General features: G+C 68.5%; 9 protein-coding genes. 3 read left to right on the top strand and 6 right to left on the bottom strand.

Annotation, left to right across the window (positions count from 1 at the left end):
• Positions 1-19: 19 nt before the first annotated feature.
• The 4 genes from narH to ACEI37_RS04375 all read right to left on the bottom strand — a co-directional run bounded on the left by narH (position 20) and on the right by ACEI37_RS04375 (position 8,230).
• On the bottom strand, positions 20-1,570 hold the full coding sequence (narH, locus tag ACEI37_RS04390) for a nitrate reductase subunit beta (protein WP_373377510.1): 1,551 nt from the start codon (positions 1,568-1,570) through the stop codon (positions 20-22).
• 1 nt (position 1,571) lies between these two features.
• Entirely contained in the window at positions 1,572-5,318 is a 3,747-nt protein-coding gene (locus tag ACEI37_RS04385; protein WP_373377509.1) for a nitrate reductase subunit alpha, read from the bottom strand.
• Positions 5,319-5,507: 189 nt separating this feature from the next.
• Positions 5,508-6,893 (bottom strand): NarK family nitrate/nitrite MFS transporter, encoded by a 1,386-nt coding sequence (locus tag ACEI37_RS04380; RefSeq protein ID WP_373377508.1) that lies wholly within the window; start codon positions 6,891-6,893, stop codon positions 5,508-5,510.
• A 56-nt stretch (positions 6,894-6,949) separates the two neighbouring features.
• Positions 6,950-8,230: a nitrate/nitrite transporter gene (locus tag ACEI37_RS04375; RefSeq protein ID WP_373377507.1), complete on the bottom strand. Its 1,281-nt coding sequence runs from the start codon at positions 8,228-8,230 to the stop codon at positions 6,950-6,952.
• A gap of 231 nt (positions 8,231-8,461) precedes the next feature.
• On the opposite strand from ACEI37_RS04375, the gene ACEI37_RS04370 reads away from it, so the two are divergent.
• Entirely contained in the window at positions 8,462-9,688 is a 1,227-nt protein-coding gene (locus ACEI37_RS04370; protein WP_373377506.1) for an NnrS family protein, read from the top strand.
• A 31-nt stretch (positions 9,689-9,719) separates the two neighbouring features.
• Here ACEI37_RS04370 and ACEI37_RS04365 read toward each other — a convergent pair whose 3' ends face one another.
• The gene (locus ACEI37_RS04365; protein WP_373377505.1) at positions 9,720-10,949 is read right to left on the bottom strand and encodes an MFS transporter; all 1,230 of its coding nucleotides are present in this window, start codon (positions 10,947-10,949) and stop codon (positions 9,720-9,722) included.
• 106 nt (positions 10,950-11,055) lie between these two features.
• Between ACEI37_RS04365 and ACEI37_RS04360 the strand changes: the two genes are divergently transcribed.
• Entirely contained in the window at positions 11,056-11,976 is a 921-nt protein-coding gene (locus ACEI37_RS04360) for a LysR family transcriptional regulator (protein WP_373377504.1), read from the top strand.
• A 12-nt stretch (positions 11,977-11,988) separates the two neighbouring features.
• Here ACEI37_RS04360 and ACEI37_RS04355 read toward each other — a convergent pair whose 3' ends face one another.
• Positions 11,989-13,017 (bottom strand): AraC family transcriptional regulator, encoded by a 1,029-nt coding sequence (locus tag ACEI37_RS04355; RefSeq protein ID WP_373377503.1) that lies wholly within the window; start codon positions 13,015-13,017, stop codon positions 11,989-11,991.
• 529 nt (positions 13,018-13,546) lie between these two features.
• On the opposite strand from ACEI37_RS04355, the gene ACEI37_RS04350 reads away from it, so the two are divergent.
• Positions 13,547-14,131 carry a hypothetical protein gene (locus tag ACEI37_RS04350; protein ID WP_373377502.1) on the top strand — a complete coding sequence of 195 codons (585 nt, stop codon included), beginning with the start codon at positions 13,547-13,549 and terminating at the stop codon, positions 14,129-14,131.
• The last annotated feature ends 51 nt before the right edge of the window (positions 14,132-14,182 follow it).

The raw sequence follows: 14,182 nt of genomic DNA, 5'->3' as shown, positions 1-14,182 counted from the left end.
CCGGTTGGTTCGCGGGCGTTCAGCTCATCACGGCCTTCTTGCGCGACCTGGGCATGTCGACAAAGTGGACGCTGCCCTGCGGCTTCTTGCCGAACAGCGCGCCGTCCGAAGTGCCGCCCGAGCAGCCGTTGCCGAAGGTGAAGCCGCAGCTGGCCTTGTCGTTGAAGCTGTCCTCGACCATCTCCTTGTGCGAGGATGGGATCACGAAGCGGTCCTCGTAGTTGGCGATGGCCATGGTCTTGTACATGTCCTCGACCTGCGCGGGCGTCAGGCCAACTTGCTTCAGCACGTCGAGGTCCTGCACGCCGTCGACCACCAGCGAGCGCTTGTAGGCGCGCATCGCCAGCATGCGGTCCAGCGCCGACAGCACCGGCATCACGTCGCCCGCGGTCAGCAGGTTGGCCAGGTACTTGACCGGGATGCGCAGGCTCTTGACGTCGGGGGTGATGCCGTTCATCCCCATGTGGCCGGACTCGGCCGCCGACTGGATCGGCGACAGCGGCGGGATGTACCAGACCATCGGCAGCGTGCGGTATTCCGGGTGCAGCGGGAACGCGACCTTCCACTCGCACGCCATCTTGTAGACCGGCGACTTGCGCGCCGCATCGAGCCAGCTTTGCGGGATCCCCTGGCGCAGCGCCTCGGCCTGTACCTTGGGGTCGTGCGGATCAAGGAATACGTCGAGCTGGGACTGGTACAGGTCGCGCTCGTCGGCCACCGACGCGGCCTGTTCGATGCGGTCGGCGTCGTACAGCATCACGCCGAGGTAGCGGATGCGGCCGACGCAAGTCTCGGAGCAGACCGTGGGCTGGCCGGCCTCGATGCGCGGATAGCAGAACAGGCATTTCTCGGCCTTGCCGCTCTGCCAGTTGAAATAGATCTTCTTGTACGGGCAGCCCGAGATGCACATGCGCCAGCCGCGGCACTTGTCCTGGTCGACCAGCACGATGCCGTCATCCTCGCGCTTGTAGATCGAGCCCGACGGGCACGAGGCCACGCAGGCCGGGTTCAGGCAGTGCTCGCACAGGCGCGGCAGGTACATCATGAAGGTGTTCTCGAAGGTCGAGTACATCTCCTTCTGCACGTCGTCGAAGAGCTTGTCGCGGCCGCGCGAGCTGAACTCGCCGCCGAGGTCGTCTTCCCAGTTCGGGCCCCACTCGATCTTTTCCATCTTGCGGCCGGTCAGCACAGAGACCGGGCGTGCGGTGGGCGGGGTCTGCGACAGCGGCGCCTTCTGCAGGTGCTCGTAGTCGTAGGTGAAGGGCTCGTAGTACTCGTCGATCGCCGGCAGGTTGGGATTGGCGAACAGGTTCGCCAGGATCTTCAGCTTGCCGCCCTGGCGCGGCTCGAGCGTGCCGTCGGCGTTGCGCCGCCAGCCGCCCTGCCATTTGTCCTGGTTCTCCCATTCCTTGGGATAGCCGATGCCGGGCTTGGTCTCGACGTTGTTGAACCACGCGTACTCGACGCCGTCGCGGCTGGTCCAGACGTTCTTGCAGGTTACGGAGCAGGTATGGCAGCCGATGCACTTGTCGAGGTTCAGCACCATGGCCACCTGTGCGCGGATCTTCATGTCAGGCTCCTTCCTTTTCACTCAACTTCGCGTTCTTTTCCACGAGCGGCCCTTCCAGCCAGTCGACCTTCTTCATCTTGCGCAGGATCACGAACTCGTCGCGGTTGCTGCCGACGGTGCCGTAGTAGTTGAAGCCGTAGGCCAGCTGGGCGTAGCCGCCGATCATGTGGGTGGGCTTGGTCACCGCGCGCGTGACCGAGTTATGGATGCCGCCGCGCATGCCGCTGGTCTCGGCGCCCGGCACGTTCACGATCTTTTCCTGGGCGTGGTACATCAGGCACATGCCCTTGGGCACGCGCTGCGACACCACCACGCGCGCGGTCAGCGTGCCGTTGACGTTGAACACCTCGACCCAGTCGTTGTCGCGGATGCCGTTGGCCTTGGCCTCGGCTTCCGAGATCCATACGTGCGGGCCGCCGCGCGACAGCGTCAGCATGCGCAGGTTGTCCGAATACGTGGAGTGGATGCCCCACTTCTGGTGCGGCGTGATCCAGTTCAGCACCAGCTCGGGATTGCCGTTGGGCTTCTTGCCCAGCATCGGCGCCACGGTCTTGGTATCGATGGCCGGCTTGTACACGCACGCGCCTTCGCCGAAGTCCAGCATCCAGCGATGGTCCTGCCAGAACTGCTGGCGGCCGGTCAGCGTGCGCCAGGGGATCAGCTCGTGCACGTTGGTATAGCCGGCGTTGTAGCTGACCTCTTCCGATTCCAGCCCCGACCACGTCGGCGCGGAGATGATTTTGCGCGGCTGCGCCTGCACGTCGCGGAAGCGGATCTTGTCGTGCTCGCGCCCTTCGGCCAGGTGGGTGTGGTCGCGGCCAGTGATCTTCGACAGCGCTTCCCACGCCTTGACCGCGACGTGGCCGTTTGTTTCCGGCGCGAAGGTCAGGATCATCTCGGCGGCGTCGATTGCCGTTTCCAGCTTCGGACGGCCCTGGCTCACGCCAGGCTCCGTCACCGTGTGGCTCAGGTCGCCGATTTCCTTCACCTCGTGCTGGGTGTTCCAGTTGATGCCCTTGCCGCCGTTGCCGAGCTTGTCGAGCAGCGGGCCGATCGAGGTGAATTTCTTGTAGATGTCGGCGTAGTTGCGCTCGACCACCGTCATCGACGGCGCGGTCTTGCCGGGGATCAGGTCGCACTCGCCGGCCTTCCAGTCCTTCGGCTCGAACGGCTGGCCCAGTTCGCCCGGGGTGTCGTGCAGCAGCGGCGTGCACACCAGGTCCTTGCGCGTGCCCAGGTACGGGCCAGCGATCTCGCTGAACGTCTTCGCGATGGCCTTGTAGATCTCCCAGTCGGTCTTGCTTTCCCACAGCGGCTGCACGGCTTCGGACAGCGGGTGGATGAACGGGTGCATGTCGGACGTGTTGAGGTCGTCCTTCTCGTACCACGTTGCCGTCGGCAGCACGATGTCGCCGTACAGGCAGGTGGTGCTCATGCGGAAGTCGAGCACGGTCAGCAGGTCGAGCTTGCCTTCGGCGGCCGGGCGTACGGTGACTTCGCTCGGCGTGATCGCGTCGTTCTCGTCGCCGAACACGGCGTTCTGCGTGCCGAGCAGGTACTTCAGGAAATACTCATGTCCCTTGCCCGAACTGCCAAGGATGTTGGAGCGCCACACGAACATATTGCGCGGGAAGTTCGCCGGGTTGTCGGGATCGTCGCAGGCAAACTGCAGCGCGCCCGACTTCAGTTGCGCCACGGTGTAGGCGACCGGATCCTTGCCGGCCTGCTCGGCCGCATCGACCACGTCGAGCGGATTGGTGCCCAGTTGCGGCGCCGATGGCAGCCAGCCCATGCGCTCGGACTTTGCGTTCAGGTCCAGCAGCGACAGGCCGTCGTAGCGCTTGCGGTCGGCGGTCGGCGACAGGATCTCGTCGACGGCCAGCTTCTCGTGGCGCCACTGGCTGGTGTGGTTGTAGAAGAACGAGGTGCCGTTCATCTGGCGCGGCGGGCGCGACCAGTCCAGGCCGAATGCCAGCGGGGCCCAGCCGAACTGCGGGCGCAGCTTTTCCTGGCCGACGTAGTGGGCCCAGCCACCGCCGCTCTTGCCGATGCAGCCGCACATCATCAGCAGGTTGATGATGCCGCGGTAGATCATGTCGTTGTGGTACCAGTGGTTCAGCGCCGCACCGACGATCACCATGCTCTTGCCTTGCGTGCGGTCGGCGTTGTCGGCGAACTCGCGCGCCACCTGGGTTACCAGGCGCGCCGGTACCGAAGTGTGCTTCTCCTGCCAGGCCGGGGTGTAGGGCACGTCGTCTTCATACGACGCCGCCACGTTGGGGCCGCCCAGGCCCTGGTCGACACCGTAGTTGGCCATCTGCAGGTCGTACACGGTCGCCACCAGCGCGCTGCTGCCGTCGGCCAGCGTGATGCGGCGCGCCGGCACGCGTCGGCGCAGCAGCTCGTCGTGCTCCCCGCCGAAGTACGGGAAGCCGACCTCGACCACTTCGTCGCCATGGCCGAGCAGCGACAGGCGTGGCTCGACCGCGCGGCCGCTGCCGCCGTCCTTCAGTTCCAGGTTCCAGCGGCCGACCTTCGCGCCGTCGTTGTGCGCGGCTTCGCCCCAGCGGAAGCCGATCGAGCCGTTGGGCGCGACGATCTCGCCGGTGGCGTCGTCGACCAGCAGCGTCTTCCATTCCGGGTGGTTGGCTTCGCCGAGGTTGTCGGCCAGGTGCGAGGCACGCAGGAAGTGGTCGGGCACCAGCGTGTCGCCGTGCTCGCGCAGCAGCACCAGCATTGGCATGTCGGTGTACTGCTTTACATAGTCGCGGAAGTAGGCGGACTTGCCGCTGGCGTGGAATTCCTTGAGCACCACGTGGCCCATCGCCATCGCCAGCGCGGCATCGGTGCCTTGCTTCGGCGCCAGCCAGATATCGCCGAACTTGACCATCTCGCCGAAGTCGGAGGAGACGGCAACGGTCTTGGTGCCCTTGTAGCGCACCTCGGTGTAGAAGTGGGCGTCGGGGGTGCGCGTCTGCGGCACGTTCGAGCCCCACACCATCAGGTAGGTGGAGTTGTACCAGTCGGCGGATTCGGGCACGTCGGTCTGCTCGCCCCAGATCTGCGGGCTGGCTGGCGGCAGGTCGCAGTACCAGTCGTAGAACGACAGGCAGGCGCCGCCGATCAGGCTCAGGTAGCGCGCGCCGGCGGCGTACGACACCATCGACATCGCCGGGATCGGCGAGAAGCCGATCACGCGATCGGGGCCGAACTTCTTCACGGTGAAGGCGTTGGCCGCGGCAATCATCTCGGTGGCGGTGTTCCAGTCGGCGCGCACGAAGCCGCCCTGGCCGCGCACGCTCTTGTAGCGCGCCGCTTTCTTCGGGTCCTGGCTGATCGATTCCCAGGCTGCGATCGGGTCCATGGTCTTGCGCGCCTCGCGCCACATCTCCATCAGCCGGCCGCGGATCATCGGGTACTTGACGCGCTGCGCGGAGTAGACGTACCAGCTGTACGAGGCGCCGCGCGGGCAGCCGCGCGGCTCATGGTTGGGCAGGTCCGGGCGCGTGCGCGGGTAGTCGGTCTGCTGCGTTTCCCAGGTGATCAGGCCGTTCTTGACGTAGACCTTCCAGGAGCACGAACCGGTGCAGTTCACGCCGTGGGTGGAGCGCACGATCTTGTCGTGCTGCCAGCGGCTGCGGTAGCCGTCTTCCCACTTGCGGTCTTCGTTCACCACCGCGCCGTGGCCGTCCGCATAGGTGGACTTGACGCGCGACATGAACTTCAGTCGATCCAGGAAATGACTCATTTGCTTGTTCTCCGCGAGGCTATTCTGCGGGGCTCCGGCGGTTGCCCGGGAGCATTTGCAGGGACACCTCGAGCTTATGGGGGAGCGGGGCGGCGGCCAATTCGCTGGTGGAACAGCCGCCCGATGGCGATCGGGGGAGGTGTCCGGCGCGGGCCTAGTTCCGAAGAACTAGTCCGGCCGGCAAGGCGTTCAGCAGGGCATGGGGGCGTGGCGGCGCGCGTAGTACCACCACGTCACCAGCACGCAGCTGACATAGAAGGCGATAAAGCACATCAGGGCGGCATCGGGCGCGCCGGTCAGCTCCAGCGAGGTGCCGAAGCTCTTGGGGATGAAGAAGCCACCGTAGGCACCGATCGCGCCGGAGAAGCCCAGCACCGCGGCGGATTCCTTGCCGGCGTCCTGCAGCGCCTGGCGCTGCGCGGCGTCGCCCTGGCCCTTCGCGGCGCGCTGGCGCTCGGTCAGGAAGATCACCGGGATCATGCGGAAGGTCGAGCCGTTGCCGATGCCGGTCAGCGCGAACAGCGTGATGAAGGCCGCGAGGAACCAGGTGAAGTTGCCGCCGGCGCCGTCGTGCGGCAGCGCCGCCAGCACCGCGAACACCGCCGCGATCATGCCGACGAAGGTCCACAGCGTGACGCGCGCGCCGCCGAGCTTGTCGGAGATCCACCCGCCCACGGGCCGCGTCAGCGCACCGACCAGCGGCCCCAGGAAGGCGTAGGCGGTGGGGTTGACGCCGGGGAACTGCGACTTGGTCAGCAACGCCAGCCCGGCCGAGAAGCCGATGAACGAGCCGAAGGTGCCGACGTAGAGCCAGCACATCAGCCAGTTGTGCTTGCGCTTGAAGATCACCGCCTGCTCGGCGAACGAGGCCTTGGCGTCGGCGATGTCATGCATGCCGAACCACGCCGCCAGCGCCGACACCACGATGAACGGCACCCAGATAAAGCCGGCGTTCTGCAGCCACAGGTCGTGCGTGGCGCCATTGGCCTGGTATTGCTGCGGGTCGCCGCCGAGCGCACCGAATACCGCCAGCGACACCACCAGCGGCGTGACGAACTGCACCACCGACACGCCCAGGTTGCCGATGCCGGCATTCAGCCCGGTGGCCAGCCCCTTCTTCGCCTTGGGAAAGAAGAAGCTGATGTTGGCCATCGACGAACTGAAGTTGGCGCCGCCCAGGCCGCACAGCAGCGCCAGCACCAGCAGCGTGGGATAGCCGGTGGACGGGTCCCGCAGCGCGAAGCCCATGCCCAGCGCGGGAATCAGCAGCAGCGCGGTGGAGATCGCAGTGAAGCGGCGCCCGCCGAAGACCGGCACCAGGAAGGAGTAGAAGATGCGCAGCGTGGCGCCCGACAGCGCCGGCAGCGCGGTCAGCCAGAACAGCTGGTTCTTGGTGAACTGGAAGCCGGCGCGGTCGAGGTTGACCGCGACCACGCTCCACAGCATCCAGACCACGAAGGCCAGCATCAGCGCCGGGATCGAGATCCACAAGTTGCGGTAGGCGATGCGCTCGCCCTCGCTTTGCCAGAACGCCGCGTTCTCGGGCTCCCAGCGGGTCAGTACGGATGAGGTCATGATCAGTGTGCCTTGATGAAGAATGCGCGGAGGCGCGCGGGTGGGTCAGTGCCGCATCAGGCCGGCTGGGTCAGGCCGACGGCCTGGGCCTTGCGCTGGCGTTCGGCGCGGTGGCTGTAGTGCATCCACACCAGGCTCACGCACACGGTGCCGTACATCAGCATGAAGCAGCTGCTGCGGATGCCGGTCAGGTCGGCCAGCATGCCGAACAGGATCGGCAGCACGAATCCGCCCAGCCCGCCGGCCAGGCCCACCACGCCGGAAACCGCGCCGATGTTGTGGGTGAAGTCGTTGGAGATGAACTTGAACACCGAGGCCTTGCCGATGGCGAAGGCGATGCCGACCACGAACAGAAGGATGGTGAACAGCGTGGGCGTCAGCGCGATGCGGAAGGCCTGCGGGCCGCTGGTGGTCTGGATGATGAAATCGGTCTGCGGATAGCTGAGCAGGAAGAAGCCGACCCAGCTCACCCACATCACCCACCAGGTGGTGCGATGCGCACCGTAGCGGTCCGAGATCCAGCCGCCGATCGCGCGCAGCACGCCGCCCGGCAGCGAGAAGCAGGCGGCGAGGAAGGCCGCGGTCTTGATGTCGAAGCCGTATTCGCCGATGTAGTACTTGGTCATCCACAGCGACAGGCCGACATAGCCGCCGAACACCACCGAGTAGTACTGCGAGTAGCGCCACACGCGCGGGTCGCGCATCACCGCCAGCTGCTCGCGCCAGCCGGCGCTGGACTTGACCATGTGCGCGGGATCGCTGCGCGAGAACACCCAGAACAGCAGCGCGGTGGCCAGCATCGCCACCGAGTACACGCGCGGCACAATGGTCCAGGTGCCGGCCGCCAGGATCAGCGCCGGCGCGACGAACTTGGTCAGCGCCGCGCCCGAGTTGCCGGCGCCGAAGATGCCCATCGCCAGCCCCTGGCGCGAGCGCGGGAACCAGCGCGCCACGTATGGCGTGCCGACCGAGAACGAGCCGCCCGCCAGGCCGACGAACAGCCCCAGCACCAGCAGCTGCCACAGCGTAGTCGCGTACGAGATCAGCCAGATCGGGACCACGGTGGCCAGCATCAGCACGAAGAACACGATGCGGCCGCCGAAGCGGTCGGTCCACAGCCCCAGCGGCACGCGGATCAGCGAGCCGCTCAGCACCGGGGTGGCGGCGAGCAGGCCGAATTCGGTGTCGTTCAGGCCGAGCTGTTGCTTGAGTGGGATGCCGAGGACCGCGAACAGCATCCACACGGCAAAACAGATGGTGAAGGCAAAAGTACTGGACGCCAGTGTCATTGCGGCGCCGGGCGGGATCGGCTCGGGCGCGCGGGGTTGGGTGGCCATGGCCATGCTCCTGTGTCAACTTTGGCGGGGGTGATGCCAGAGTAGGGGCGGGCGCTGGTGCTGCCTATTCGCCGGCCGCACAGCGCGGGCGGGGGCGCTGACTGCCTTTGGAAGTAGTTCTACCGGGGGAGGTCGCCGGCGTAGCGGCAGTGCTATCGTGGGGACGACATGCGGCGCAGCGTTGGCGCCGCTGCGGCCGAGCGCGCGCCGCACCTTCATTGCTCTCCGGACATGGACACCATTCCCATCCTTCCCGCGCGGCGCACGCCGCCCTCCGGCAAGGCCCCCCCGGGCCCGCCGCCACGTGGCTTTGCCCTGTTCGCGCTGGGCTTCCGGCCGTTCTATCTGGGCGGCGCGGTGTTTGCCGCGCTGGCGATCGCGGCCTGGTCGGCAATGCTGGCGGGCATGCATTCGGTCGGTCCGTCACCAGTGCTGCCTGGGATGTTCTGGCATGCGCACGAGATGGTGTTCGGCTTTGGCGCGGCGATCGTGGTGGGATTCCTGTTCACGGCCGGACGTGCCTGGACCGGACAGCCCACGCCGACCGGCGCGGCGCTGGCCGTGCCGTTCGGGCTGTGGCTGGCCGGACGCGTGGGCCTGTGGGTGGTGCCCGGTATTGCGGCCTTTGTGGTCGCAGCCGCGTTTCTGCCGCTGGCGGCGCTGGCCTTCACGCGCACGCTGGTGCGCGGCGGCAACCGCCGCAACTATCCGCTGGCGCTCGCGCTATGGCTGCTGGCGCTGGCCGATATCGCCAGCCTGTGGTTGCAGGCGCGCGGCCATGACGCCGGCGCGATGGTGGCCTGCCGCGCCGGCGTGGCGCTGGTGACGCTGTTCGTGGTGGTGATCGGCGGGCGCGTGATCCCGATGTTCACCACCAATGCGATTCCCGGCTTCCGCTTGCGCCAGTACCGGCAGGTGGATCGGCTGGTGATTCCCGCTGCGGTGCTCGGGCTGGCGGCCGGGCTGCTGCCGCTGCCGGGATGGCTGGTGGCGGCGCTATCGCTGCTGGCGGCGCTGGTGCTGGGCGCGCGCGTGGCGGGGTGGCGCGGCCATGCGGTTGGCAACCGGCCGATCCTGTGGGTGCTGCACCTGGCCTACGCGTGGCTGCCGCTCGCGTTGCTGCTGCAGGCGCTCGGTGCGCTGGGACTGGTGATGGCCGGGCTGGCGACGCACGCATTCACGGTGGGTGTGCTCGGCGTGGCGATCATTGCCATGATCACCCGCACCGCGCTGGGCCACACCGGCCGCATGCTGGTGGCCGGCCGCGCCGAGACCGCGGCGTACTGGCTGGTGGCCGCGGCGGCGGTGTTGCGCGTGTTCGGGCCGATGGCCTGGCCCGCCGGCTACCTGCACTGGGTGTGGGGCGCGGGGGCATGCTGGGTGGCCGGCTTCGGGCTCTATGCGCTGACGTATGCGCCGCGGCTGGCGCGTCCGCGCGTGGACGGCAAGCCGGGCTGAAGCGCAGGGCGCAAGAAATCCGCGCGGGCGCTCAGGGGCAAGCCTGCGCCATCGGCGCGCGGGCGCGCGCGCCTTGTTCCAGCCTCACGCTCAGCCACGCCACCGCCAGCGCCGCCATCGGCGCCAGTGCGGCAACCCAGGGCAGTGCGGTCAGCCCCGGCCCGTGATCGACCACCACCCCGCCCATCCACGCGCCCAGGCCGTTGCCCAGGTTGAACGCGGCGATATTGAAGCTCGAGGCCAGATTCTCGCCGGCGCCGTGGGCGTGGCGCAGCACGCGCAATTGCAGCGGCGACACCGTGGCAAACGCCGCGACGCCGAGGATGCCGACGAAGGCCACCACCAGCACCTGGTTGTGGATGGCCAGCGTCATCGCCGCCAGCACCAGCGTCAGGGCCGCCAGCGTAGTCAGCACGGCGCGCGTCGGGGTGCGGTCGGCAAAGCGGCCGCCCAGCACGTTGCCGATGATCATGCCGGCGCCGAACAGCAGCAGAATCGGCGATACGGCCGCCTCGCCAAAGCCCGACACGCGCGTCAGCAGCGGCTGCACGTAGGTGATCACGGCGAAGATCCCCATCGACTGCAGCACCGTCATCAACAGTCCCAGCAGCACCTGCGGGCGGCCGATGGTGGCCAGCTCGTCGCGCAGCGCCACGCGCGCGCCGTGGTCCTGGCTCTTCTGCACCAGCAGCGCGATCACCGCCAGCGACAGCAGCCCGACCAGCGTCATGGCCCAGAAGGTCGAGCGCCAGCCCAGGTGCAGGCCCAGCCAGGCGCCGGCGGGCATGCCCAGCAGCGTGGCCAGGGTCAGGCCCGAGAACATCACCGAAATCGCCGAGGCACGGCGGTCCTCCGGCACCAGTCCGGTCGCGACCACGGCGCCGACGCCGAAGAAGGTGCCATGCGTGAGCGAGGTCAGCACGCGCGCGATCATCAGCGTGGTGTAGTCGGGCGCCAGCGCGCAGGCGGCGTTGCCGACGGTATAGATCACCATCAGCGCCAGCAGCACCGCCTTGCGCGGCATGCGGCGCGTCAGCAGCGTCAGCACCGGCGCGCCGGCGAACACGCCGAGCGCGTAGCCGGACACCAGCATGCCGGCCGCGGCGATGGTCACCTGCAGGTCGGCGGCGACCTGCAGCAGCAGGCCCATGATCACGAATTCGGCGCAGCCGATGCCGAACGAACCGGCCGTCAGCGCGTACAACGCCATCGGCAGCCGGGCCCGGGCGGGAGCGGCGAGGGTGGAAGGAGAGGAAGCCATGGTCGGAGAGGGGCGCAAGGGAGGACGAAGCCCGCAGTCTGGCCCTTTCCGGCTTCAGCAAAAACCGGCATGATCCATAATCAGTTTCAATAAATCATTGAGAATCATGGACCGGATCGGCGATATCGGCCTGTTTCTGCGCGTGCTCGACCTGGGCTCGATCAGCGCGGCGGCGCGCAGCCTGGACCTGTCGGTGGCGGTGGCAAGCCAGCGCCTGCAGCGGCTCGAACGCGAGCTGGGCGTGCGCCTGCTGCATCGCACCACGCGGCGGCTGCACGCAACCCCCGAGGGCGCGGTGCTGGCCGAGCAGGGGCGCGCGCTGGTGGATGACCTGGAGGCGCTGGGGGCGTCGCTGCGGCAGGCCGGCACCGGCATCACCGGCACCTTGCGGGTGACGACGTCGTCGTCGTTCGGGCGGCTTTACGTCTCGCCGCTGCTGCCGGAATTCCTGGAGCGCCATCCCGGGGTATCGCTCAGCGTCAACCTGAGCGACCACGTGCTGGACCTGGTCAGCGCGGGCTTCGACCTGGCGATCCGGATCGGCGCGCTCGACGACTCGGCGCTGGTCGCGCGCCGGCTGGCCAACAACCGGCGGCTGCTGTGCGCCTCGCCCGACTACCTGCGCCGACGCGGCACGCCGCGCACGCCGCAGGACCTGGCGGGGCACGATTGCCTGCTGCTGGTCGGCAGCCAGGGTCGGCAGGATGTCTGGCGGCTGGGCGATGGTGCCGGTGGCGAGATTGCCGTGCGCGTGCGCGGCCGGATCGAGGCCAATACCGGCGAGCTGCTGTCCGACGCGGCGCTGGCGGGCTTCGGCATCGCGCTGCATTCGGCCTGGCATGTCTGCGCCGACCTGCAGGCCGGGCGGCTGGTGCAGGTGCTGCCCGATTACCCGGTGGCCGACACCGGCATCTACGCGGTGATGCCGCAGCGGCGGCTGGTGCCGCCGCGCGTGCGCGCCTTCGTCGATTTCCTGGCCGAGCGCTTTGGCGACAACCCGCCGTGGGAGCAACCCCGCGGCGGGTGAGCCCGGCCCTCGCTACGCCGGCGGCTGGGCCGCGGGCATGGCGTGGCGCCGGTAGTCGCCCGGCGTCATGCCGGTCCAGCGGCGGAACGCGCGGAAGAACGAGTTGGCATCGTCGAAGCCGAGCCGGAACGCGATCTCGCCCAGCGACAGCGCACCTTCGCTCAGGTAGTGGCCGGCCAGCTCGCGCCGCGCGTCTTCGCACAGCGTGCGGAAGCTGGTGCCGGCGGCCATCAGCCGGCGCTGCAGCGTGCGCTCGCTGATGTCGAGGTGGCGCGCCACCGCGGCCAGGCTCAGGGCGCGGTCGCCGGCCAGCTGCTGCAGGGCGCTGCGCACATCGTAGAGCGAGGCCGCGGCCGGCCGCAGGTCGCGGCTGGCGGGGGGCGCCGCCGGGCTGGAGCGGTCGCGCGCCATCAGCCGCAGCGCCAGGTCGCGGCGGCCGAACACGATCGCGTCTTCGGGCTCCCCGAAGCGCACCGGGCAGTCGAAGGCTTCGGTATAGCGCAGGTGCCAGGCGGGCCGGCCGATGCGCAGCGATACCCGCAGCGGATGCAGCGGCTTGCGCGTGAAGCGCCGGCCGAAGGCCAGCAGCGAGCACAGCTCCATGTCGATGCGCGGCCGGCTGTCGGGCGCCTCGGGATCGCTCGGGCGGATGCAGACCCAGGCTTCGTCGCCCTGGCGGCGCAGTTCGACGCGGTCGCCGGCCAGCAGCTTCTGGTAGCGCGCGATGCGCCGCAAGGCCGTGCCCAGCGACGGGCCGGCCATCGCGGGCAGGCCGGCCAGGCCAAGCAGGTCGGGCGGCATCCGGCTGCCCAGCCACAAGCCGATGGCGGGGTCGCCGGTGGCGTGATAGACGGCCAGCAGCAGGTGGATGGCCTGTTGCGGGTCGGCCGCATGCGCGGCGGGTTGATGGTCGCAGGAGTCGGAGTCGGTGTCGGATTCCGGGGCAGGCGCGAGTGCCGATACGTCGTAACCGCCTTCACGCAGCGCGTGCAGCAGGTCACGAGGCAACGGCCCGGCCTGGATAGGCTCTTGTTGTGGCATCGTCGTTTTCTGGCTGGCAAGGTGGCGCAAGTGCGCCAGTGCAGCCCCCGGTACGAAAGAGATTACGCGGTGACGATGGCCCCTTCAAGGGCGCGGGGTGGCCGGAAGTGTGTGCCAGGCAGCTTAACGGACGCTCGGGGAGGCATCCCTGGATGCCAGGCGACAGGGAGGGTCGCGCCGCTACTGGCTTCGCGGGCCACTGCAACCCGTTGCCTAAATTTTGGGCAGTCCGGTGCGGTGGCGCACAGACCGGGGTTTTCGGACAGGGCGCGGCAGGATATCCACAGATTCTGTGGATATCACGTCGGAGTTTTCAACATGGGTTTGTGCGGCTGCCGGCGAGCGTCGGAAGCAGGTATGCTGTGCGGTTGACGGCATGGCGGGACGCCTCCGGCCACCGGCAGCCGCCGGCCAGTTGGGGTGGATCGCAGCGCGATCGGACCGCATCCATGTCCCATTTTTCGTCATTCTCCCGCCAACGCTGCACCAAAGCCGGCATCCACCTTTCGCGACTCCACCTGCCGCCGCCATGCGCCATGACCGGTCGTTCGCCTTCCCGCCCCGCCTTGCCGTGTTGCCGATGCTTGCCGCCGCCGTGGCGATGTCCGGCTGCGTGGCGCAGTACCGGGTGCCTGCGGGTGCGCCGTCCGCCAGCGTGAGGCTGGTGACCAGCACCGACGAAAACACCTCGTTCACCGTCGTCGATCCGGCCAGGTGCCCGGATCCGGCCCGGCCGCTGGTGCTGGCCGGGATGGGCAGGCAGTTGTCGGCGATGGGAAGGGAGCGCAGCCTGGACATGGCCGGGCGTTCGCCCGAGCCGGCCGCGCGCACGCGGGAACGATTGGTCGAGGCGGGACGGCGGATCTATGTGGCGGTGTCCTCGGCCGCCGCGCCGCCGCTGCCCGAGATGCGCTGCGCCGCGGGCGTGTCATTCGTGCCGGTGGCCGGCGCGCAGTATGAGATCCGCTACCAGCGGGACGAGACCGCCAGCCAGTGTTCGGCGCGGATATTACGCCTGCAGCCGCTGGCCGACGGCGGCGCGCGGCTGACAGCCGAACCGACGCAGCAGGGTTTCAGGGCGCTACGAAAGGATTATGTCTGCCAGACGTTGTGAAACCCGTCCGGGCCCCCCGGCTGCGGACGGGTTGGCCGGGCAGCGGGCAAC

The organism is Cupriavidus nantongensis, from assembly GCF_041726985.1.
In the GTDB taxonomy this organism is placed as follows: domain Bacteria; phylum Pseudomonadota; class Gammaproteobacteria; order Burkholderiales; family Burkholderiaceae; genus Cupriavidus; species Cupriavidus nantongensis_A.
The sequence above is the reverse complement of the archived record's forward strand: the minus strand, read 5'-3'. Positions and strand labels throughout refer to the sequence as shown.